General features: G+C 72.6%; 17 protein-coding genes. 8 read left to right on the top strand and 9 right to left on the bottom strand.

What is annotated here, in order from left to right; all coding sequences use genetic code 11:
- Positions 1–16: 16 nt before the first annotated feature.
- Positions 17–727, bottom strand: a complete 711-nt coding sequence (locus tag ACN28F_RS18885; protein ID WP_289209239.1) for an NAD(P)-dependent oxidoreductase — start codon at positions 725–727, stop codon at positions 17–19.
- Between the two features lie 97 nt (positions 728–824).
- Between ACN28F_RS18885 and ACN28F_RS18890 the strand changes: the two genes are divergently transcribed.
- Positions 825–1,529 (top strand): TetR/AcrR family transcriptional regulator, encoded by a 705-nt coding sequence (locus ACN28F_RS18890; RefSeq protein WP_421358953.1) that lies wholly within the window; start codon positions 825–827, stop codon positions 1,527–1,529.
- Here ACN28F_RS18890 and ACN28F_RS18895 read toward each other — a convergent pair.
- On the bottom strand, positions 1,526–1,927 hold the full coding sequence (locus tag ACN28F_RS18895) for a DUF2218 domain-containing protein (RefSeq protein WP_421358955.1): 402 nt from the start codon (positions 1,925–1,927) through the stop codon (positions 1,526–1,528). The two genes, ACN28F_RS18890 and ACN28F_RS18895, sit on opposite strands and share 4 nt — an antisense overlap.
- Before the next feature lie 308 nt (positions 1,928–2,235).
- Between ACN28F_RS18895 and ACN28F_RS18900 the strand changes: the two genes are divergently transcribed.
- The 3 genes from ACN28F_RS18900 (at position 2,236) to ACN28F_RS18910 (ending at position 6,774) form a co-directional block, all read left to right on the top strand.
- Positions 2,236–3,261 carry a coiled-coil domain-containing protein gene (locus tag ACN28F_RS18900; protein ID WP_421358957.1) on the top strand — a complete coding sequence of 342 codons (1,026 nt, stop codon included), beginning with the start codon at positions 2,236–2,238 and terminating at the stop codon, positions 3,259–3,261.
- A 96-nt stretch (positions 3,262–3,357) separates the two neighbouring features.
- Complete coding sequence (locus ACN28F_RS18905; RefSeq protein WP_289209243.1) at positions 3,358–4,938, top strand: fused MFS/spermidine synthase; 1,581 nt, start codon at positions 3,358–3,360, stop codon at positions 4,936–4,938.
- 39 nt (positions 4,939–4,977) lie between these two features.
- On the top strand, positions 4,978–6,774 hold the full coding sequence (locus ACN28F_RS18910) for a protein kinase domain-containing protein (RefSeq protein ID WP_421358959.1): 1,797 nt from the start codon (positions 4,978–4,980) through the stop codon (positions 6,772–6,774).
- A 60-nt stretch (positions 6,775–6,834) separates the two neighbouring features.
- Here ACN28F_RS18910 and ACN28F_RS18915 read toward each other — a convergent pair whose 3' ends face one another.
- Both ACN28F_RS18915 and ACN28F_RS18920 read right to left on the bottom strand, forming a co-directional pair.
- Positions 6,835–7,509 carry a potassium channel family protein gene (locus ACN28F_RS18915; RefSeq protein ID WP_289209245.1) on the bottom strand — a complete coding sequence of 225 codons (675 nt, stop codon included), beginning with the start codon at positions 7,507–7,509 and terminating at the stop codon, positions 6,835–6,837.
- Positions 7,502–8,836 (bottom strand): TrkH family potassium uptake protein, encoded by a 1,335-nt coding sequence (locus tag ACN28F_RS18920; RefSeq protein WP_289210816.1) that lies wholly within the window; start codon positions 8,834–8,836, stop codon positions 7,502–7,504. Before ACN28F_RS18920 ends, ACN28F_RS18915 begins: the two co-directional genes overlap by 8 nt.
- A gap of 262 nt (positions 8,837–9,098) precedes the next feature.
- On the opposite strand from ACN28F_RS18920, the gene ACN28F_RS18925 reads away from it, so the two are divergent.
- Positions 9,099–10,247 carry a glycerophosphodiester phosphodiesterase gene (locus ACN28F_RS18925; protein ID WP_289209246.1) on the top strand — a complete coding sequence of 383 codons (1,149 nt, stop codon included), beginning with the start codon at positions 9,099–9,101 and terminating at the stop codon, positions 10,245–10,247.
- Between the two features lie 131 nt (positions 10,248–10,378).
- The gene (locus tag ACN28F_RS18930) at positions 10,379–12,682 is read left to right on the top strand and encodes a DEAD/DEAH box helicase (protein ID WP_421358962.1); all 2,304 of its coding nucleotides are present in this window, start codon (positions 10,379–10,381) and stop codon (positions 12,680–12,682) included.
- A 110-nt stretch (positions 12,683–12,792) separates the two neighbouring features.
- On the opposite strand, the gene ACN28F_RS18935 is transcribed toward ACN28F_RS18930, so the two are convergent.
- Positions 12,793–13,761: an NlpC/P60 family protein gene (locus tag ACN28F_RS18935; RefSeq protein WP_289209248.1), complete on the bottom strand. Its 969-nt coding sequence runs from the start codon at positions 13,759–13,761 to the stop codon at positions 12,793–12,795.
- A 145-nt stretch (positions 13,762–13,906) separates the two neighbouring features.
- Here ACN28F_RS18935 and ACN28F_RS18940 point away from each other — a divergent pair, with 145 nt between their 5' ends.
- A complete protein-coding gene (locus ACN28F_RS18940) occupies positions 13,907–14,827 on the top strand; it encodes a hypothetical protein (protein WP_421358963.1) in 921 nt (306 codons plus the stop codon).
- Here ACN28F_RS18940 and ACN28F_RS18945 read toward each other — a convergent pair.
- The 4 genes from ACN28F_RS18945 to ACN28F_RS18960 form a co-directional block, all read right to left on the bottom strand.
- The gene (locus ACN28F_RS18945; RefSeq protein WP_421358965.1) at positions 14,820–16,010 is read right to left on the bottom strand and encodes a class I SAM-dependent methyltransferase; all 1,191 of its coding nucleotides are present in this window, start codon (positions 16,008–16,010) and stop codon (positions 14,820–14,822) included. The two genes, ACN28F_RS18940 and ACN28F_RS18945, sit on opposite strands and share 8 nt — an antisense overlap.
- A 64-nt stretch (positions 16,011–16,074) precedes the next feature.
- Positions 16,075–17,880 carry a DEAD/DEAH box helicase gene (locus tag ACN28F_RS18950; RefSeq protein ID WP_421358967.1) on the bottom strand — a complete coding sequence of 602 codons (1,806 nt, stop codon included), beginning with the start codon at positions 17,878–17,880 and terminating at the stop codon, positions 16,075–16,077.
- Between the two features lie 581 nt (positions 17,881–18,461).
- Positions 18,462–18,686: a DUF3107 domain-containing protein gene (locus ACN28F_RS18955; RefSeq protein WP_282224089.1), complete on the bottom strand. Its 225-nt coding sequence runs from the start codon at positions 18,684–18,686 to the stop codon at positions 18,462–18,464.
- 66 nt (positions 18,687–18,752) lie between these two features.
- Complete coding sequence (locus ACN28F_RS18960) at positions 18,753–19,391, bottom strand: TetR/AcrR family transcriptional regulator (RefSeq protein ID WP_282224088.1); 639 nt, start codon at positions 19,389–19,391, stop codon at positions 18,753–18,755.
- 236 nt (positions 19,392–19,627) lie between these two features.
- Here ACN28F_RS18960 and ACN28F_RS18965 point away from each other — a divergent pair, with 236 nt between their 5' ends.
- Positions 19,628–22,366, top strand: a complete 2,739-nt coding sequence (locus ACN28F_RS18965) for a hypothetical protein (protein WP_421358970.1) — start codon at positions 19,628–19,630, stop codon at positions 22,364–22,366.
- Positions 22,367–22,370 lie beyond the last annotated feature (4 nt).

The raw sequence follows: 22,370 nt of genomic DNA on the forward strand, positions 1-22,370 counted from the left end.
CGCCGGCACTGCGCCGTCAGCGCGGGCTGGTGCCGGCGTGGGCGAGGGCGCTGGCCGAGCGCCGTCCGACGATCGCCGGTGCCTCGTGTACGAGGGAGTCGTCGGTCAGCGCCGCCACCATGAACAAGGCGAAGTCGGTCCGCCGGGTCAGGTTGCTGGCGAGGACCGGGTCACCGACGTGCCGGCTCCACACGGGTAGCCCCTGGCTTTCGCCCTCTTCGAGGTCGCTGCCGCGCACGACCGTCCACCGGCGGTCGCTGGCGAAGATCCGCCGGCACGCCTCCACCTGGTCGTCGACCTCGACGGCCCGGATCGCGCGGGCCAGCCAGGTGACGAGCCGTACGGTGGCCCGGAACCGCCACGAGTAGCGGTCCTGCCCGTCGCGGCTGACGTGCCAGCCGCACGAGAAGACCAGCCGGGCGTCGGGTTCGCTGTGATCGAGTACGGCCTGCGCGGTGCCGGACGAGTACTGCTGCACACCCCAGGGGGCGAGCACGGTCAGGACCGCGTCGCAGCCGGCGACCGCCGTACGGATCGCGGCCCGGTCGTTGGTGGGTGCCGGCACGATGGTGATCCGGTCCGCGACGGCGGCGAGTTTCGGGACGCTGCGTTCGCGGCACACGCCGACGACCTCGTAGCCGCGGTCCAGGCAGTGCTGCACCAGGTACTGGCCGAGTTTGCCCGAGGCACCGACGACGCAGACGCGCCGGATCCGTTTGTTGCTCATGATCAGCCTTCCGGTTCGTGTCGGGGTTAACCTTACGCTGTAAGGCAGCGTAGGCTTACGACGTAAGGCAGTCAAGGGTGGTGGGAGGTGACCGGCGGTGACGGAGCGGTCCGGTGTCCGGCGTGCCCGGGCCGAACGGGCGTCGCTGACCCGCGACCGGGTGATCGCGGCCGCAGTGGCGCTGGCCGACGAGAAGGGCGCGGCCGGGGTCACCATGCGGGCGGTCGCCGCCCGGCTCGGCGTCGAGGCCATGTCGCTCTACCACCACGTGTCCGGCCGGGACGGCATCCTCGACGGCATGGTCGACGCGGTGTTCGCCGAGATCGGTACTCCGCCGACGGCGGTGCCCTGGCGGGCAGCCCTGCGGGACCGGGCGGTGGCGGTGCGTGCGGCGCTGTGGCGGCACCCGTGGGCGGTCGGCCTGCTGGACTCCCGTGCCGCACCCGGCCCGGCGACCCTGCGCCACCACGACGCGGTTCTCGGCTGCCTGCGGACCGGTGGCTTCTCCGTCCAGATGGCGGTGCACGCCATGTCGGTGCTCGACAGCTACCTGTACGGCTTCGTGCTCCAGGAGCGGAGCCTGCCCTTCGCTGACGCCGCCGACGCCGGTGTGGTCGCCGGCGGGATCCTGCAGGGCCTGCCGGCGGGCAGCCACCCGTACCTCGCCGAGGTGGTGGCGGAGCAGCTTCGTGTCGCCGGCTACGACCACACCGCCGAGTTCGAGTTCGGCCTCGACCTCATCCTCGACGCGCTGGGTCCGGACGAGCAGGAAACCGGTGGTCGGGCAGGCGGGGCGGTCTAGGGCTGGTCCAGCGCCTTCTCCCGGTCGGCGACGGTGCCGGACCCGGCGACGTCCGCCGCCGGCGGGGCGCCGTTGGTGTCGTCGGCCGCCGGCGGGGCGCCGTTGGTGTCGTCCGCCGCCGGCTGCCAGTCGACGGTCAGGCCGTCCCGGGCGCCGAGGCGCTCCAGATGGTCCCCGACCAGGTATTCGACGCGGGCAAGGCTGATGGTGTCGACCGCGTCGGCGGTCAGCGCCAGGCTGTCGTCGACGACCGTCAGCCGACAGGCGCCGAAGGTGAAGTCGATTTCCGCGGTATCGGTCGATTCCGTCACCGGGATCGCGACGGCGAAGTGTGCGCAGAGCTGCGTCAGGTGGTTGCGTGCCGCAAGGCTCCGCACGTGGGCCTCGGATCGTGGCACCGGGTCGTTCCTCACCGTTGATAATAAGGTTAGGCTATCTTAAATAGCGGCCAGAAATGGCGAGACGTCGGGACGGACGGTGTCCATTCGACTACGACACTGCGACGCGACGCGCCGAGAGACCCGGTGTCACAATTTTCTGTGACTGGTTCACTGCGGCACGTAATTGTGCGGAGTTTGCTGCGCGCCATCTGCACGATGTGGTAATGCGCGAGCGCCCCGCGTACACCGGACCCGGCGGCGAAATCCGGTAAGCTACGCGCGGTTTCGATATGCCCCACCGGCGAGTGACCCAGGAGGACCGGACTGTGGTCGGCACGACTACAGCACAACGGCGCCGCAGCGCGTTGGCATCGATCGTCACGCTGATCACCGCATTCGCACTCCTGTTCGGTGCGTCGGCGGCGAACGCCGCGCCCAACGCGCCAGACGAAGGTGACGACAAGAGCCTGCGGGAAGTTCTGGAGGCCGCCTCCAAAGGCCACATCGAGGCCAAGGCCAAGCTCGACAACTCGAAGAAGCGTCAGGGCGAGCTGGCCGCCCAGTACGACGCCCTCCAGCAGCAACTAGTCGCCCTCACCGACGAGGTGGGGACGATGGCTGCCGAGTCGTACCGGCTGGGCCGATTGACCTCGGTCACCATGCTGCTCAACAGCGCCTCCCCGGAGAACATGCTGGAGCGTGCGGCCGGCCTCGACGTGATGGCCCAACGCGAAGGCCGCAACCTGCGGGCTCTCAACGAAGCCCACGAACAGGCCGCCCGAGCCAAGGCCGCCATCGACAACGAGGTCCGCGAGCAGGAGAAACAAGTCGCCATCATGGCGCGCAAGAAACAGGACGCCCAGCGCGCCCTGGCCGCTGTCGGCAGCCAGGCAAGCGGCGGTTTCATCAGCACCACCTCGGCCGCCGCGCAGCCGGCCCCCCGAAACTCCAACGGCTCCTGGCCCTCGGAGTCCTGCAACGTCGACGACCCGACCACCTCCGGGTGCATCACCCCGCGCACCCTGCACGCCATGAACCAGGCAAAGGCGGCCGGCTTCACCCGCTACGTCTCCTGCTTCCGCAGCGGTGGCAGCGGCGAGCACCCGAAGGGTCGGGCCTGCGACTTCTCCGCCGAAGCCGGCGGCTTCAAGGACCGGGACGCGACCGGCGACAACCGTACGTACGGCAACAACCTCGCCGCGTACTACGTCAACAACGCCGATCGGCTCGGCGTGCTGTACGTCATCTGGTACCGGCAGATCTGGATGCCCGGCAACGGGTGGAGCTCGTACAACGGCGGTGGCAGCCCGGCCGGCGACCACACCAACCACGTGCATCTGTCGATGCTCTGAACCAAATCCCCGTGCATCTGTCGATGCTCCGACGCGCTGACTGGTGACTGCTGACCGCCGGCCCGGCGGGTCGGGACCTGCGTACGATCGCAGGTGATGGAATCGCCACCGCCGCAGCGCGCCGACGCGCCGCCACCGCCATTACGCCCCGGACTCGCCGCCGCACTGGTCTTCGTCTCCAGCGGAGCCGTGCTCGTGCTGGAGATCGTCGCGTTGCGGCTGGTCGGCCCGTACGTCGGGGTCACCCTGCAGACCAACAGTGCGGTCATCGGCGTCGCGCTGGCCGCGATCGCGTACGGCACCTGGGCCGGCGGCCGCATCGCCGACCGCCGCGACCCGCGACCGCTGCTGCCGGCCGCACTCGTCCTGGCGGCGATCACCACCGCGGTCACCCTGCCGCTGGTGCGCTACGCCGGCGAACTGCTGCGGGGCAGCGCGATCGTCGGCATCCTGCTGCTCACCATGGTCGCCGTGGTGCTGCCGGCGGCGCTGCTGTCGGCGGTCACCCCGCTGGTGATCAAGCTGCAGCTGGGTGACCTGAGCCGCACCGGCGAGGTCGTCGGCAAACTGTCCAGCATCGGTACGCTCGGTGCGATCACCGCCACCCTCGGCACCGGCTTCTTCCTCGTCGCGACCCTGCCCAGCAGTGTGATCATGATCGGGTTGGCGGTGCTGCTCGGTGTCGGCGGCGTGGCCCTCGGCGTACACCTGCATCGGAGCCGGCCGCCCGCGACGGGCGGTGACCTGCCGGCGGGCGACGCGCCACCGGCCGCCGGCGGTCCGCTGTCCGCCTCGACCCGGGCGACGCTCGCCGTGATCGGGCTCACCGTCGCCGGCCTGGCCGTCGTCGCGCCGGACCCGTGCGACGTGGAGACCGAGTACCACTGCGCGACCGTGCAGGCCGACCCGGACCGCGACGGCGGCCGGCTGCTGCTGCTCAACTCGGCCCGGCACTCGTACGTGGACCTCGACGACCCCACCCACCTGGAGTTCGCCTACACCAAGTGGATCGGAGCGGTCACCGACGTCGTCGCGCCGCCCGGCGAGCCGCTCGACGCCCTGCACATCGGCGGCGGCGGGTTCACCATGCCCCGCTACCTCACCGCCACCCGGCCGGGCACCCGCAACACCGTGTACGAGATCGACGGTGGTCTGGTCGACCTGGGTGTCCGGGAGCTCGACGTGCGGCCCGGCCCGGACCTGACCGTCGCGGTCGGAGACGCCCGGGTGCTGGTCACCGACCTGCCCGGCGACAGCGTCGACCTGGTGGTCGGCGACGCGTTCGGGCACCTGGTGGTGCCGTGGCACCTGGCCACCCGGGAGATGGCGGCGCAGGTCCGTCGGGTGCTGCGCCCGGACGGCATCTACGCGCAGAACGTGATCGACTATCCGCCGCTGCGGTTCATCCAGGCCGAGGTGGCGACTGTGGCCGCCGAGTTCCCCGAGGTGGCGCTGGTCACCCGGCCGGACGGGTTGACGCTGCCGACCGGGAGCAACTTCGTGATCCTCGCGGCGGACCGGCCGTTGCCGCTGGACGAGATCGAGGCCAGGCTGACCGCTACGGTGGGAACTGAGTATTTGCTCCTGACCGGTGACGATCTGACTGGTTTCGTGGGCGATGCCCTGCCGTTGACCGACGACTACGCCCCGGTCGATCAACTGCTGGTCGCCCCCTGACCAGGTGTAGGCCGGCGCAGATCGGGCATCTTGCGAACCATGGGTGGGGTGGCGAACGATCGCGGGCAACTGCTCGGCGACCGGTACCGGCTGATCGAACGGCTCGGCGCCGGCGGCACGTCGGTGGTGTGGCGCGGTTACGACGAGATTCTCGACCGCCAGGTGGCGGTCAAGGTACTGGCTCCCCAGTATGCCCCTGATCAGGCATTCCGCACCCGAATCCGGGTCGAGGCCCAGGCCGCCGCCCGGCTGTGCCACCCGCACATCACCAACGTCTACGACTACGGTGAGGCGCGGCGCGACGACGCCACCCTGCCGTACGTCGTGATGGAACTCGTCGACGGCGAGTCACTGGCCGACCGGCTGCGCCGCGACCACGTCCTGCCCTGGCGGGTGGCGGTGGCCGTCTGCGCCGAGGTCGCGTCGGCGCTGGCCGCCGCGCACGCCACCGGCGTGGTGCACCGCGACGTCACCCCGGCGAACGTGATGCTGACCAGCACCGGAGCGAAAGTCGTCGACTTCGGCATCTCCGCGTTGACCGGGGAGAGCGACGTCGGCCCGGACGGCAACCTGCTCGGCACCCCGGCGTACCTGGCTCCGGAGCGGCTCAACGGCGGGCAGGTCTCGCCGGCCACCGACGTGTACGCGGTCGGGCTGCTGCTCTACCGGTCGCTCACCGGCCGGCTGCCCTGGCCGGCGGCGAACGTGACCGAGATGCTGCGGGCGCATCTGCACACCGCGCCGGATCCGATGCCGCCGGTCGCCGGGCTGCCGGCGGAGGTGATCGGGCTGACCGTACGGTGCCTGGCGAAACGCCCGGCGGACCGGCCCACCAGCGAGGAGGTGGCGAAGTCCCTGGCCGCCGCCGTCGGGGTGGCGGCAGGCCGGTCGTCGTCGACCATGGCGCTGCCGGTCCAGGCGCCGGTTGGCGACGCAGCCGACGCCGATGCCGGCCCTGGTGCCGGCCCCAATGCCGGGACCGACGGGCTCCCGCCGCTGGTCGACGTCACCTGCGGACTGGAGGTCACCGGTCTCGACCTGTCGGCGACCGACGCCTACCTGTCGACGACCGGTGCCGACCCGGCAAGGACCGACGGCGACCTGGTGGTGACCGGAGCGGTCGGCCGCGCGGCGTCGGGCCCGGTCGCCCTTTCGGCGTCGGGCCCGGTCGCCGCCGCAGGACCCGCCCCGGCACCCGCCCCGGGATCCGCTGCCGCCACCGGGCCGGCGGGCGGCGCCGGCCGGCGACGCAGGCTACGTACCTCCTGGGTTCAGCGCCGGGCCGAAGCCGTCGTGATCGGCATCGGGCTGATGATGGTGAGCGCCCTGGTCTGGGCCGGTGCCGGCGCGACGCCCGCCACCGACCGGGCCAGGGAGGCCCTCGCCGCGCCACCCCGGTTGGGGCTCGCCGCCCAGACTCCGACACTGGCCGCCCAGTCGCCGGCGCCCTGCCAGGTCGACTACGCGGTGCACGCCGACGACGGTCGGCGCTTCGTCGCCGTCGCGACCGTCACCAACACCGGGTCGGCGGCCCTGACCGACTGGTCGGTGCGGTTCGCCTTCCCCGGCACCCAGCGGCTCACCGCCGTGGCCTCGGCCCAGTGGCACCAGCAGGGTCCGGACGTCGTGCTGCGACCGGTCAGCGACGGCGCGCCGCTGGCTGCCGGGGCGTCGACGGCGGTACGGCTGACCGGCGACTACGACGGCCTCAACACGCTGCCGTTGGAGTTCCACCTCGACGAACAGCACTGCGGCGTGACGGTCGCCGCGATCGCCGGGCAGTCGGCAGGTGCGCCCGATCTGCTGCACGCCGCCGTCGACACCCCGACCGACTGAATCCCGACCGCCTGACTTCCGCGCGGCGGCTCAGAAGGCGGCGGCTCGGGTAACGGTGGCTCAGGTGGCGGCGGCGAAACGCTGCACCTGTTCGGTGGTGCCGGAAACGATGAGCAGCGCACCTTCGCGCAACTCCGTCTCCCCGTCGGCGTAGCTGAACCGTTCGCCGGGCATCTTGACCCCGATCACGGTCACCCCGTACCGGGACCGGATGCCGGCGTCGGCGAGACGGCGACCCACCGTGTCGGTCGGCAGCCGGGTCTCGGCGATCGAGAATCCGTCGTCGAACTCGATGAAGTCGAGCATCTTGCTGGTGATCAGATGCGCCACCCGGTCGCCCATGGCGGCCTCCGGATAGATCACCTGACTGGCGCCGACCGACCGCAGGATCTTGCCGTGCTTGCCGGAGACCGCCTTGGCCCACACGTCGGTGACGCCGATCTCGGCCAGGCTGAGCACGGTCAGCACGCTCGCTTCGACGTCCGAACCGATGCCGACCACCACCCGTTGGAAGTCGCGCAGCCCGAGTTGCCGCAGCGTCTCGGTGTCGGTCGAGTCGGCCTGGACCACGTACGTCAACCGGTCTGCCCACCGTTGCACGATGGACTGGTTGGTGTCCACGCCGAGGACCTCGAAGCCCAACCGGAGCATCGAATCGGCGACCTGGCCGCCGAACCGGCCGAGCCCGATGATGACGACGGTCCTGGCGGACCTGGTTGCGGTGCGGTCAGCCAACGATGGGTCGCTCCTCTGGATAGTGGAATCGTTTCCGTCTGGTGTTCAACGCGATCGCCGAACCCAACGTGACGCTGCCGATCCGGCCGACGAACATCAGTACGGCGAGCAGCACCTGGGCGGTCGCCGGCAGCTCACCGGTGATCCCGGTGGACAGGCCGGCGGTGCCGAACGCCGAGGTCACCTCGTACAGTGCCTGGTCGGCGCCGACGCCGTCGGTCAGGCCGATCAGCGCCAGGGTGCCGGCACCGACCAGGGCGACGCCGATCAGCGCCACGGTGAGGGCCTGCCGCTGGCTCGCCGACGCGATCCGGCGCTGCCCGATCACCACGTCGTGTTCACCGCGCAGCTCGGACCAGATCACGAATGCGAGCAGGAAGAACGTGGTCACCTTGATGCCGCCGGCGGTGCTGGCGCTACCGCCGCCGATGAACATCATGCCGATGGAGACCAGGGTCGTCTCCTGGTTGAGCGCGCCGACGTCGACGGTGTTGAAGCCGCCGGAGCGGGTCATCACGTCCTGGAAGAGCGCGGCCAGCACCTTGCCGGGCAGGTCCAACGGCCCCAGGGTGCGCGGGTTGGCCCATTCGAACGTCAACATCGCGACGAAGCCGACGCCGATCAGTGACAGGGTGCCCCAGACGGTCAGCCGGGTGTGCACCGACCAGCGTCGGGGCCGGCGGCGTTCCCGGACCAGCTCGAACAGGGCGGGGAAGCCGAGGCCACCGATCACCACGGCGACGATCAGCGGTACGCAGATCCACCAGTCGCTGACGAACTGGACCAGCCCGTCGGAGTAGAGCGCGAACCCGCCGTTGTTGAACGCCTGGACCGCGTGGAACAGCCCGTACCAGAGGGCACGGCCGGGCGGGTAGTCGTAGTGCAGCCACAGCCGGGCCGCCAGGAGCACGGTGACGGTCGCCTCGACCGCCAGCATGGTGAGCGCGATCCGCAGCAGCACCTGCCGGACGTCGGACAGGCCGAGGCTGCTCGTCTCCGCCTGCGCGGTGAGCCGGCTGCGCAGCCCGAGCCGCCGGGAGACCAGCAGGCCGAGCAGGGTGGCCATCGACATGATGCCGAAGCCCCCGGCCTGGGTGAGCACGGTGATCAGGACCAGGCCGAACGGAGTCCAGTAGGTCGAGGTGTCGGTGACCGCCAGCCCGGTCACACAGACCGCCGAGGTGGCGGTGAACAGGGCCGTGACGAACGGTGCCGGATCGGGTCCCTGCCGGCTGGCCGGCAGCATCATCAGTACGGTGCCGACGACTATCGCCCCGAGGAACGCGATCGGCACGATCCGGGCGGGGTTTCGCAGCGGCCGGCGCATCAGAGTTGTCATACCACCGCGAACCTGGATCTTTCAGTCAGTTGCCCCGCATTCATCCGCCGGCCAGCCCACGCTCCGCCGGCCGTCGCGTTCCGGACGCCCGAGCGTCGCCCGCCCCGGCTTCACTGATCCCGACCGATGTCCCGTTGGGACTGATCCCGACTGATGTCCCGTCGGGACCGATCCCGACTGATGCCCCTGCGGGACTGATCCCGACTGATGCCCTGACGGACTCCATCCCGCTCATCTGAAGGAGACGGTGTTGTCGCGTACCCTGCCGGTCATGATGCTCGCCGGCACCCTGCTGGCCGCCATGGCGATCCCGTCCGCTGTAAGTGCCACCGGCACCACCGGCATGACCGCAGCCACCGACGCCGCTGGTGCCGCGTCGCGCCACGGGTCGAAAGCCGAGCCGAAGCCGCTGGTCATCGCCCACCGGGGGGCCAGCGGCTATCGCCCCGAGCACACCCTGGAGGCGTACCGGCTGGCCATCCGCCAGGGCGCCGACTACATCGAACCCGACCTGGTGCCGACCGCCGACGGCGTGCTGGTCGCCCGGCACGAGAACGAGATCTCCGGCACCACCGACGTGGCGACCCGGCCCGAGTTCGCCGACCGGCGGACCACCAAGACCATCGACGGGGTTAGCGTCACCGGCTGGTTCACCGAGGACTTCACCCTCGCCGAGCTGCGTACCCTGCGGGCCGTCGAACGACTGCCGCAGGTCCGGCCGACCAACACGGCCTTCGACGGCCAGTTCCTGGTGCCGACCCTGCAGGAGGTCATCGACCTGGCCCGCAGCGAGAGCCGGCGACTGGGTCGGACCATCGGCATCTATCCGGAGACCAAGCACCCGACCTACTTCCGGTCGATCGGGCTGCCGCTGGAGGAGCCGCTGGTCGCCACCCTGCGACGCAACAAGTTGACCAGCCGGTCCGACGCCGTGTTCATCCAGTCGTTCGAGACGGCCAACCTGCGGGCACTCGACACGATGATCGACGTACGGCTGGTGCAGCTGCTCAACTCGACCGGCCGCCCGTACGACTTCACCGTCGCCGGTGACCGACGTACCTACGCCGACCTGGCCACCCCGGAAGGGCTGCGCTGGATCGCCGGCTACGCCGACGGGATCGGCCCCAACAAGGACCTGATCGTCCCGCGGGACGCCACCGGTGCGCTGCGCCCGCCGTCCACGCTGATCCGCGACGCCCACCGGGTACGGCTGGTCGTGCACGCCTGGACGTTCCGGGCCGAGAACCAGTTCCTGGCGGCCGACCACCGCATCGGCACCGACCCGGCCGCGCGCGGCGACATCACCAGCGAGTACGAACTCTTCTTCGGCCTCGGGCTGGACGGGCTCTTCGCCGACCACCCGGACACCGCCGTGGCCGCCCGTACCGCCATGCCATGACCCGGCTGGTCCCGACGATCTTGCGGTTATCGCGAAGATTTGTCCGACTCGTCCAACGATAACTGCAAGATCGTCGTGATCATGGGCGGCGTGGGCGGGCGGGACCGGCGGGCCTTGCTACCGTCGGCGGCATGAGCGTCACCGTGGACCGGGAAGCGTTGCGTGAGCGTGCCGAACAGGTGCTGCAGCGCCTCGCCGGGCCGGGCGCGCGGCTGCGCGACGACCAGTGGCGGGCGATCGAAGCGCTGGTCGTCGACCGGCGGCGGGTGCTCTGTGTGCAGCGCACCGGCTGGGGAAAGTCGGCGGTCTACTTCGTCGCCACCGCCCTGCTGCGCACGGGTGCCGCAGGCACCGCCAGCCCGGCCGCCGACGCCCCGGCCGGGGCCGGGGCCGGTCCGACGGTGATCGTCTCGCCGCTGCTGGCGTTGATGCGTAACCAGGTGGCGGCGGCTGAGCGGGCCGGGATCCAGGCCCGCACGATCAACTCCGCGAACCTGGAGGAGTGGGACACGATCAGCGCGGAGATCCGTGACGGCGCCGTCGACGTGCTGCTGATCAGCCCGGAACGGCTGAACAACCCGGACTTCCGGGACAACGTCCTGCCCAGCCTGGCCGCCACCACCGGGCTGCTGGTCATCGACGAGGCGCACTGCGTGTCGGACTGGGGGCACGACTTCCGCCCCGACTACCGGCGGATCCGTACCTTCCTGCACGACCTGCGCCCCGGTACGCCGGTGCTGGCCACCACGGCCACCGCCAACACCCGGGTCACCGACGACGTCGCCGAGCAACTCGACGCCACCAGCAGCGCCACCAGCGCCACCAACAATGCCGCCACCAGCAATGCCACCGCAGGCAGCGACGGCGGTGATGGCGGGGCCGGGACGCTCGCGGACACGCTGGTGCTGCGCGGCCCGCTGGACCGCCAGTCGCTGCGGCTGGCCGTGCTGGACCTGCCCGGTGCCGCGCACCGGCTCGGCTGGCTCGCCGAGCACCTCGACACGCTGCCCGGCTCCGGCATCGTTTACACCCTCACCGTGGCGGCCGCCGCCGAGACCGCCGAGTTCCTGCGCTCGCGTGGTTACGCCGTCGCCGCGTACAGCGGTCAGTCCGACGACGCGCAGCGCCGCGCCGCCGAGCAGGACCTGCTGGACAACAAGATCAAGGCGTTGGTGGCGACCTCCGCGCTCGGTATGGGCTTCGACAAGCCGGACCTCGGCTTCGTGGTGCACCTGGGCGCTCCGCCGTCGCCGATCGCCTACTACCAGCAGGTGGGCCGGGCCGGCCGGGCGCTCGACGGCGACCGGTACGCCGACGTGGTGCTGCTGCCCGGTCCCGAGGACCAGGCGATCTGGCGGTACTTCGCCTCCCTCGCCTTTCCCCGTGAGGAGCAGGTGCGGTCGGTGCTGGCCGCTCTGGAGCAGGCCGGCCGACCGCTGTCCACCCAGGCCCTGGAGCCGCTGGTCGACCTGCGGCGGACCCGGCTGGAGCTGATGCTCAAGGTGCTCGACGTCGACGGCGCGGTCCGCCGGGTCCGCGGCGGCTGGGTCGCCACCGGGCAGCCATGGCACTACGACGCCGCCCGGCTGGAGCGGGTCGCGCAGGCGCGCGCCGCCGAGCAGCAGATCATGCGCCAGTACGCCGTACCGGCCGCCGAGACCGTGGCCGGCCGGCCGGACTGCCGGATGGAGTTCCTCCGGCACTGCCTCGACGACCCGCAGGCGCAGCCGTGCGGGCGCTGTGACCGCTGCGCCGGTGGGTGGCTACCGACCGAGGTGAGCCCGGAGGCGTTGCGTGCCGCCGAGACGTTCCTCGGCCGGGCCGGGGTCGAGATCGCCCCGAAGAAGCTCTGGCCGACCGGGCTGGAGGCGGTCGGCGTACCGCTGCGGGGCCGGATCGGCCCCGACGAGCAGGCACTGCCTGGCCGGGCCGTGGGCCGGCTGTCCGACCTGGGCTGGGGTTCCCGGCTGCGGGACCTGCTCGGGCCGGGCCGGCCGGACGCGGCGCTGCCGCCGGACGTCGCCGCCGGGGTGATCGACGTGTTGCGGGACTGGGCGCGGGGCAGCCAGCCGTGGCCGGCCCGGCCGGTGGGGATCGTGGCGGTGGCGTCGCGGACCCGCCCGCAGCTGGTGGCCAGCACCGCCGGGCGGATCGCCGAGGTGGGCCGGTTGCCGCTGCTCGGCGCGGTCGAACCGGGCTGGGCGCAGCCGCCGTCGGCTGCCGGCCGGGGCAACAGTGCGCAGCGGGTCCGTACCCTGCATGACGCCTTCACCGCGCCGCCGGAGCTGGCCGCGGCGCTGTCCGGGCTGACCGGCCCGGTGCTGTTGGTGGACGACCTGGTCGATTCCGGGTGGACGATGACGGTGGTGGCGCGGCTGCTGCGGCAGGCCGGCGCCCCGGCGGTGCTGCCGCTGGCCCTGGCGACGACCAACTGACCCGGCCGGGGGACCGGCCACCACGAACTGACCCGGCCGGGGACCGGCCACCACGAACCGACCCCGCCGGGCGATCACCCGGCGGGGTCGGTGTGCGGCGGTGTGGTCGGTCAGCCGGGCCGGCCGTAGCCCCGGATCGGCATGTAGTCGATCCGGTCGACCCGGACGACCTCGCCGTGCCGAGGCGAGTGGATCATCTGCCCGGCACCGATGTAGATCCCGACGTGCTGGATGTTGCTGTAGAAGAAGACCAGGTCGCCGGGGCGGAGCTGGTCGCGGCCGACCCGGGGGATCGCGCCGAACTGGCGGCGGGCGTTGTGCGGCAACCGTACCCCGGCCTTCGCCCAGGCAGCCGAGGTCAACCCGGAGCAGTCGTACGAGTTCGGCCCGGCCGACCCCCACCGGTACGGCTTGCCGAGCTGGGCGTGCGCGAACGCCACCGCCGCCGCTGCCGCCCCGGTGGCGGCGGCGGGCAGCCGGGTGTGCGCCGGGCTGCGGCTGGCCGCTGACGCGCCCGAGCGGTTGAGCAGGGCCTGCTGGCGGTTGCGCAGCTCGGTGAGGTGCCGAATGTCGTTCTCGATCTGCTGGCGTTTCGCCGCCAGCTGCTGCTCCTGCAGCTGCTGCTGCTCGACCAGGGTGGTCGCGGCGCGGCGGGCCGATTCGCTGCGGTCGCGCACGTCGCGCAGGCCGGCGATGCTCCGCTCGTGGTCACGGTTGATCACGTCGGCCATCAGCAGCTGGTCGACGAAGTGTTCCGCCGAGGCGGTGGAGAGCAACGTGACGACCGGCCGGCTGCCGTTGACCCGGTAGGTGCTGGCGAGCAGCTGGCCGACCTGGTCGTGGCGGTCCGCGAGTTGCTGGTCCAGTTCGACGATGGTGGCACGGAGCCGGTCGAGCCGCTCCTGGTTGGCGTGCAGCACCACCCTGGTTTCGTTGTACTGCTCGACCACCGTCTCCAACTGGTGGGCCGCCTGGTCGATCCGCCGGTCCAGTTCGGCAAGCGAAGCCTGCGCCTGCGCCTGGGCCGGCAGCAGCGTGGCGGTTACAGCGGTGACGAGGGCGGCTGCCCTTACTGCCAAGCTATTAACGGTCACAGGGGGTACAACGACCGAACGTTACGAAAGCCACGGTCATCCACCCGGCTGGTGTCCGGCGGCCGCTGAACGGCTACCGTCAGACGGGCCGGGCGCGACCTGCGACGGTGAATGTGAAGGGGCGGGCACCGTGACGGAGACACCGACGATGCGCCTGGCCGCGATGGTCGGCGGCGTCGTGTTGACGCTGTTCGCCGGGTATGCGCTGGGTCGTGCCGTCGACGCCCCGACCAGCCTCGGTACGCAGGTCGCCGCCGGCTCCGCGGACCACACCCACCCGGCCGGCACCGCGCCGCACGTGCATGGCTCCGACACCGGTACGGGCACCGGCTCCGGTGCCGACGGCCAGGTCTCCGGGCTGTCGGTGAGTGTCGCCGGCTACACGCTGGTGCCGGAGCAGACCCAGCTGCCCGTCGGCGACGAGGTCGATCTGCGGTTCCGGATCGTCGGCCCGGATCAGCGAGCGGTGACCGACTTCGCGGTGGTGCACGACAAGCCGATGCACCTGATCGTGGCCCGTCGGGACCTGACCGGCTTCCAGCATCTGCATCCGGAGCTGGCGTCGGACGGCACCTGGAGCATTCCGCTGCGGCTGACCGCGCCGGGCGTCTGGCGGATGTACGGCGACTTCACCGTCACCGACCCGGCCGGTACGCCGGTGGCGTTGACCCTCGGCGTCGACCTGGTCGCGGCCGGGGACTACCAGCCGGTCGCGCTGCCGGCGGCGTCGGACACCGCCCAGGCCGGTGAGTTCACCGTACGGATGCAGGGTGTCCCGCAGCGCGGGGTCGTCGCGCCGCTGCTGTTCCAGGTGAGCGCCGCCGACGGCGCGGTGCCGACGCTGGAGCCCTACCTGGGTGCGTACGGGCACCTGGTGGCGTTGCGCGCCGGTGACCTCGGCTATCTGCACGTGCACCCGGAGGCCGAGCTGGTCGACGGGGCGGTGAAGTTCTGGCTGACCGCGCCGAGCGCCGGCGACTATCGGCTGTTCCTGGATTTCCAGGTGGCCGGGGTGGTGCACACCGCCGAGTTCACCGTGACGGTCAGCTGACCGCTGTCGCCGGAGGTCGCGTGTCGCCGGAGGTCGTGCCGGCGGCGAGCAGGGTCTGCAGCCGGGGCGTCACGTTCCACTGGTCGACCAGTTCGGCGTAGGCCCGCTGGTGGGCCGGGGAGTCCGGTACGCCGCCCCGGCGGGCCCGCAGCAGCAGGTTGCGCGGGGTGTGCTGGGAGTCGATGAACTCGACGACGTCGACCCGGTAGCCGGCGGCCCGGAGCAGGGTGGCGCGCAGCGTGTCGGTGAGCACGTCGGCGAAGCGTTCGCGCAGGATGCCGGCGGAGACCAGCGGCCCGTACGGGTGGGGTGCCGGTTGGCGGCGCAGCTGTGCGGCGATGTCGTGGTGGCAGCACGGGGCGGCCAGGACCCAGCGGGCCTGCCAGGCGACGGCGCGGGCGAGCGCGTCGTCGGTGGCGGTGTCGCAGGCGTGCAGGGCGAGCACCAGGTCCGGCGGCGGGTCGACGACGGCCTGTTCGATCGTGCCGGCGACGAAGGTGACCTGGTCGGCGTAGCCGAGTTCGGCGGCGAGCGCGGTGTTGCGGCGGCGCTGGTCGGTGCGGACGTCGACGCCGGTGACGACCGGTTCGGCGCCGGCGTCGACGAGGTACCGGTAGGCGGCGAAGGTCAGGTACGCGTTGCCGCAGCCCAGGTCGACGACGCGCAGCGGCCCGGTGGGCAGCGGGTCGGGCAGGGTGGCGGCGAGGGCCCGCAGGAAGGCGTCGACCTGGCGGCGTTTCGCCGCGCTGGCCCCGATCGCGGTGAACAGCGGGTCGTCGGGGTCGAGCAGGTACTGCTTGGCCCGGTCGTGTCCGGCGGGTGCGGTGGCGGCCCGGTCCGCCGTCGACCGGTGCAGCTGGGCGGCGCCCTTCTTGGTGACCCGCAGCTGCACGGTGCTGTCGGTGGTCTCGACGTGCCAGTTGCCGAACGGTTCGGCGAGCAGTTCGTCGACAGCGGCTTCGGCGGGTGGGCCGGGTGCGACGTTGCGGGTCAGCGGCCGGGTGCCGTCGGTGGTGACGATCTGCAGGTGGGTGCCGGCGCGCAGGGTGACCGGCCGGAGTTGGGCGCGGGCCACCGACGGGGTCCGGCCGCGTTGCCGGCCGGCGGCGACGGCCCGGGTCAGCTGCGGGCTGAGCAGCAGCGCCCGGATGTCGGCGAGTGCGTCGGTGAGGGACTGCGACATGGTTGTCATGATCCGGGGTCCGTCCCGGCGGGCGTCGCCCGGCCCGGTCGGACCCGGAAACTGATCAGTTCTCGCTGCCGCCGCTGTCCTGGCTGGCGCTGCCGCCGCCGGCCTGGGCGCTGCCGCTGCGGGTACGCCGGCGACGTCGGCGCGGCGCGGTGCCGCCGGTGTCGGCCGCGCCGGTGGGGGGTCCGTCGGCCGCGACCTGGGTCTCGGTGGCGGTGCGGGCGGCCGGGACGGTCGCGGCGGTGCTACCGGCGGTGCCGGCGGTGTCGGTGCCACCGTCGACGAGCTGACCGGCACGGCGCCGGCGGCGGGGCCGCCGTGCGCGGGTGCCGCCGGCGTCCTCGCTGGCGTCGGTCGGCGTACCGGCGGTCAGGTCGGTGTCGCCGTCGGCTGCGCCGGTGCGTGACCGGCCGCCGGCCCGGGACCGGTCACCGGAACGGTCGCTGGAGCGGGACCGGTCGCCGGAGCCGCGCCGGGAGCGGCCTTCGCCGCGCGGGCCCCGGTCGGAGCGGGCGCTGGAGTCGCCGCGTCGCCGGCCACCGGGAGACCGGCCGCCGAGGTCCTCTTCGACTTCGGCACCGAGCCCCGCGCGGGTCCGTTCGGCGCTGGGCAGCGTGCCGGAGACCTCCCGGGAGATGTCGAGGTCGGCGTAGAGGTGGTCGGAGGTGTGGTACGTCTCCGGCGGTTCGGGCATGTCCAGCCCGAGGGTCTTGTCGATGATCCGCCAGCGGGTGATGTCCTCCCAGTCGACGAAGGTGACCGCCACCCCGGTGGCGCCGGCGCGGCCGGTCCGCCCGATCCGGTGGGTGTAGGTGTCCTGGTCTTCCGGGCAGTCGTAGTTGATCACGTGGGTGACGCCGGAGACGTCCAGGCCGCGGGCGGCGACGTCGGTCGCCACCAGGATGTCGATCTTGCCGGTACGGAAGGCGCGCAGCGCCCGTTCCCGGGCTCCCTGGCCGAGGTCACCGTGTACGGCGGCGACCGCGAAGCCACGGAAGTCGAGGTCCTCGCTGACCCGGTCGGCGGCCCGCTTGGTCCGGGTGAAGATCATCGTCAGGCCACGCTCCTCGGCCTGCAGGATCCGGGCGACGATCTCGATCTTGTTCATCGGGTGGGTCCGGTAGACCACCTGGCGGGTCAGCGGTGCCGTACCGGCGATCGTGGCGTGCCCGGCGTGGATCGTCACCGGCTGGCGCAGGAAGCGCCGGGACAGCGCGACGATCGGGTCCGGCATGGTGGCCGAGAAGAGCATCGTCTGCCGGTCCTCGGGCAGCATCGCCAGGATCCGCTCGACGTCGTCGAGGAAGCCCAGGTCGAGCATCCGGTCGGCCTCGTCGAGCACCAGGGCCCGGATCCGGTCCAGCCGCAGCTTCTTCTGCTTGGCCAGGTCCATCAGCCGGCCCGGGGTGCCGACGAGGATCTCGACGCCGGCCTTGAGCGTCTCGATCTGCGTCTCGTAGGCGACGCCGCCGTAGATCGGCAGGACCCGGACGCCGCGCGTACTGCCGGCGGCGGCGAGGTCCTTGGCGACCTGCAGGCCGAGTTCGCGGGTGGGGACGACGACCAGGGCCTGCGGTACGCCGTCGGCGCCCTCGCCGGGGGCGAAGACCCGGTCGACAAGCGGTACGCCGAAGCCGAGGGTCTTGCCGGTGCCGGTGGGTGCCTGCCCGATCAGGTCGGTGCCGCGCAGCGCGATCGGCAGCGCGTACTCCTGGATCGCGAAGGTGTGCACGATCCCGACCTCGGCCAGCGCGGCGACCGTTTCCGGCCGCGCGCCCAGCTGGGCGAAGGTGGGGCTGTCCGGGCGGACCGGAGGACGTTTCGCCGGCTCGTCGCCGGTGGGGATATCGGTGAAGTCAGTCATCTGGTGTCGGGGGTGCCCTCTCGTGGTGCGCCCCGCATGCGTCGTGAGGGCGCGAATCGGATGTCGGCGCCGCCAGGGCGCCGCTGGTGTCCAGTGCCGGTACGGCACCGTTTGGGTTCAGTGCCGGTACGGCACCGTCGTGGTTCAGTGCCGGTACGGCACCGGCGAGTAGCGGTGCCGGGTCGGCGCGGATGGTCCGGGTGACGTCGACGCGGCCGGGTGTGTGGATGCGGCGGTGCGTCAACTGACGGCGCTGGCCACACGCGATCGACAGGTCGCGGGCCGCACGCGCGCCGCGAACCCCGCGCGAGCAATCTCGACGGCCGCAGCATTTGCTGACCATCGTAGCCCACCGCCAGCGTCGACGTGGAAAAACCTCGGCGGCTGACCGGGTGACCGGAGCGCGATGGTGTGATTCGAGTCACCGGGAGTGGTGGCAGCAGGCGGGTCCATCGTGATGGACGACACATGCCTGCGTGTCGCCGGATGCTGCCGACAGCGTACGGCGGATGCGCGGCCACGCATCCGCCGACGGTGTCGGCACCCGCTGACGAGCAGCCGCTCAGCGGGTCACGGCGACGTCAACGTACGGTGAAGCCGACCGATCGGGGTGCGGCCTCGGCGATCTCGACGTAGGCGATCTTGGCCACCGGAACGATGACCCGTCGGCCACGCTCGTCGGTCAGTGACAGAGTCCCCTCGGTCGCGATTGCCTGGGTCACGATCTGCTCGATCTCCGCCGGAGACTGGGAACTCTCCAGAACGAGCTCACGCGGCGCGTACTGCACGCCGATCTTGACCTCCACGGGTCCTCCTTGAGGTGGGCGAAAACAGCGCCATCGCGAAGGTTAGCCGATGCGCGCGCACTGCGTTCAGGATGCCTCGCCCTGTAGTGGAAATCCGGCGATCCCACGCCAGGACAGCGCGGCGAGCAACGACTCCGCCTCGCCCTTGGGTACCTGCCGGCCACCGGCGAGCCAGAACTGGGCGGCGGTCTCCGCCGCCCCGACCAGTCCGGAGGCGAGCAGCTCGGCGCGGGACCGGCTCACCCCGGTGTCGGAGATGATGGTGTCGGTGATGGCGGCGATGCACTCCCGCTCGACCCGTTCGACCCGGGCCCGTACGGCCGGCTCGTTGCGCAGGTCGGAATCGAAGACCAGCCGGAACGCGCCGCTCTCCTCGTCGACGAAGTCGAAGTACGCCTGGACCGCGCCGCTGACCCGTTCCTTGTTGTCACTGGTGGCGGCCATCGCCGCCGCGACTTTGGCGATGATCGAGTCGCAGTGCGTGTCGAGAAGCGCCAGATACAACTCCAATTTGCCCGGAAAATGTTGGTACAGCACTGGCTTGGACACCCCGGCACGCTCCGCGATGTCATCCATCGCCGCCGCGTGGTAACCCTGTGCTACAAACACCTCCTGTGCGGCGGCGAGCAGTTGCTTACGGCGTGCGGAGCGCGGCATCCTCGCCGGCCGGCCGGCCGTCTGTGCGCCGCTCGACGCAGCGGTCATGTCGAACCTCCGAGTCCGGGTGGAACGATCTGGTCGGCGTATGAACGAAACGATCAGTGCATATCACCTGGCCGGTCAATTAGCCCGACGTTGCAACTTATCGCCACTGTCAGCACACGGTAGCCTCAGCGGGGGCGACCGAGGAGCGCACGGTGGACGAATCAGGTGAACCCCGCGGGGCCGCACCGGGACCAGACGATGGCGGAGCGGACTCGCGAGGCCGTCGTGACCAGGGAATGGGCAGTTGGGCGGGGTCGCCGACGAGGTGGTCGGACGGGTCCGGCATCGAGCCGGAAGGAGAGCGGTCCGGGACCGGCTGGACGTCGTCCGGTGCCCCGGGCAGCGCGGCCAACTGGGCCGATCCGCCGTCGCGGTACGCCGAGGTGCTGCCGTTCACCCGTACCCCGCGCAGCGGATCCACCCGGGGCCGGCTGGGCGCCGACACGGGGCGGGTGCTGTCCGAGCCGGTGAGCGCCAGCCCGTACCCGACGGGCCAGGGTGCCGCCCGCGAGCAGGCCGTGGTGCCGACCCCGCGTCCGGCGCCGGCCGGCGAGACGGTCGACGGGTCCGTCCAGCGCACCGACGGCTACCGTCCGGAGCGCGCCGACGGCCAGCGGCCGGACCGCGCCGACGGCCACCGTCCGGACCGTCCCGGCTCCGACGACGACCGGACCGCGCCGAGCGCCAGCCGGGACACCGGTGGCGACGCCCCGCGTCGCCCGGCCGAACCCGCCCGACCGGTGCCGACCCCGGTGAACTCGCCGCCCCGGTGGCAGGAGACCGCCCGCGTGGTGCCGTCGACGCCGCTGCGGCCCGTGCCGGTCGCCTCGGCGACGCCGGTGTCGCCGGCCGCGCCGCGCCCGGTCCGCCCCGGCACACCACCCGGTTTCCAGGGCCCGACGGGGGCCGGCCCGGCAATCGAGGACGACCGGTCGCCCCGACGGCCGGGCGGCGGCGACAGCCGTCGCGCCGACGGTGCCCCGATGCGCCAGGAAACCACCGCGTCGGCCGACGACCGTCAGTCCGGCCCCGACCCGGCCGACTACGGTGCGGCGCGGGCCGACCGGTCCACCGACCGGGTGACCCGACCCGACCCGGGTGGGCCCGGCACCGGCCAGCCCGGCACCGCCGGACCCACGTCCGCGCCACCGGCCAGCGAGGCCCCGGCCTGGGCGCGGCCGTCGACCAGCGTCGGCGCGATCCGCCAGCCCACCGGCGAATGGCCCCGGCAGAGCAGCACCGGTGCCTGGCCGCAACAACCGACCGGGGACTGGGACCGGCGCGGCGACGCCGGCGACTGGCCCGGCCGGTCCGGTGCCGACGACTGGGACCATCCGCGTGCCGGCGACGCCGACCAGCCGCAGGCCGGGTCGCCGCAGGTCGGATCCGAGCCGTACGGCGGTGGCGCGCCCACCTCCGGCGGGCCGACCGGCGACGTCGGACCGGACTGGTCGTACGGGCAGAGCTGGGCGCCGACACAGCCGGAGTGGGCCGGCCCGGACGCCGATCAACAGTGGACATCTCAGGAGTCGGCCGGGCCGCGGCCCTGGTCCGACGGCCCGGCACCCGACTGGTCCGGTCCGACGTCGCAGACCGCTCCAGCGTCGCCGCACGGTCCGACGCCACAGCATGGTCCGACGTCACCGACCGGCCCATCGTCACCGCACGGGCCGACCGCGCAGCACGGTCCGTCGGCGCAGCACTGGTCCGACGACGCCGACCGTGGCTGGTCGCCGCCGGAACAGCCGCGCTGGCAGTCGACCGGACCCACCGCCGAGTCCCCGCCCTGGCCGCCGGCCGAGTCCGGGACCGACCGGCCCTGGCCGTCGGCCACCGACTTCGGACCGGCCGGGCCCGGCGGCTTCGGACCCGACGATTCGCCACCACCGCCCGCACCCGACGCCGACCTGTCCACCCCGATCGCCGCTGCCGCGCTGGACTCGCTGCCGCAGCGGGTCCCAGCCGACCCGGACGTGCCAACTGTGCCGCAACCTCCCGCGGTGGAACCCTCGGCGGAAACGCCGGAACTTGCCCGGATCGCCTCCCACCTGCGTCGGGGCGACTCCGCCGGGCAGCCGCAGGAGCGGCCGGAAGGCTTCGACGTCAACGCCATCCTGGCCGCCGTACGGGGCGTCGGCGGGGTGCGGGACGCCTCCTTGCGGACCACCGAGGCCGGTGCGCACAGCCTGCGCCTGGACCTGTCCGAAGGTGCCGACCCGGCCGAGGTGAGCCGGATGGTGGCGCGGCTGCTGCAGGAACGCATGGGGCTGGCGGCGGCACCACAGAACCTGCCCGGTGCCGATCTCGGCGGCGGGTTGCCCGCGTTGCCGACCCGGGGCCGGGCGTCCGCTCCGCTGCCACCGGCGCCGCCGCCGGCCGCCGCGCCGGGCTGGTCGCACCCGGAGCCGGCGGACGTGCCGCGCCGGCGCCGCCCCGGTCAGCGACCCCAACCGGAGTACGGCGACCCGCCGCCGACCGCACCGGCGGAGCCGGCGGCAGTGAGCTGCCCGGACACCTCCACCGCACCGGCGAGCGGGCCGCCGCGCCCGCTGAACCCCGGTGGCCGCCCAGGTCCCCGGGTGGTGCTGGACCACGTGCAGGTCTCCACGTTCGGCGTGGACGCCACCGTCGAGGTACGGCTGACCGCCGGGCCGCGTACCACCTCCGGTGTCGCGACCGGGCCGGCGGTCGACGGCTACGTGCTGCGGCTGTGTGCGGTCGCCGCCGCGTCCGCGATCGAGGAGCTGCTCACCGGCCCGGCCGGGGCGTTCGACCGGGGGCGGTGCTTCGTGGAGCACGCGGCCGTGGTGCCGATGGGCGGCTGCGAGGTGGCGGTCGTCGTCGTACTGCTGGCCTGTGGTGGCTGGGTGGAGCAGCTCGCCGGTTCGGCGGTGGTCTCCGGTGACCCCCGGCAGGCTGTGGTGCGCGCCACGTTGGCGGCGGTCAACCGCAGGTTGGACGCCCTGCTGGCCTGATCCG

The sequence above is a fragment of the Solwaraspora sp. WMMA2101 genome, from assembly GCF_049179175.1.
In the GTDB taxonomy this organism is placed as follows: Bacteria; Actinomycetota; Actinomycetes; order Mycobacteriales; family Micromonosporaceae; genus Micromonospora_E.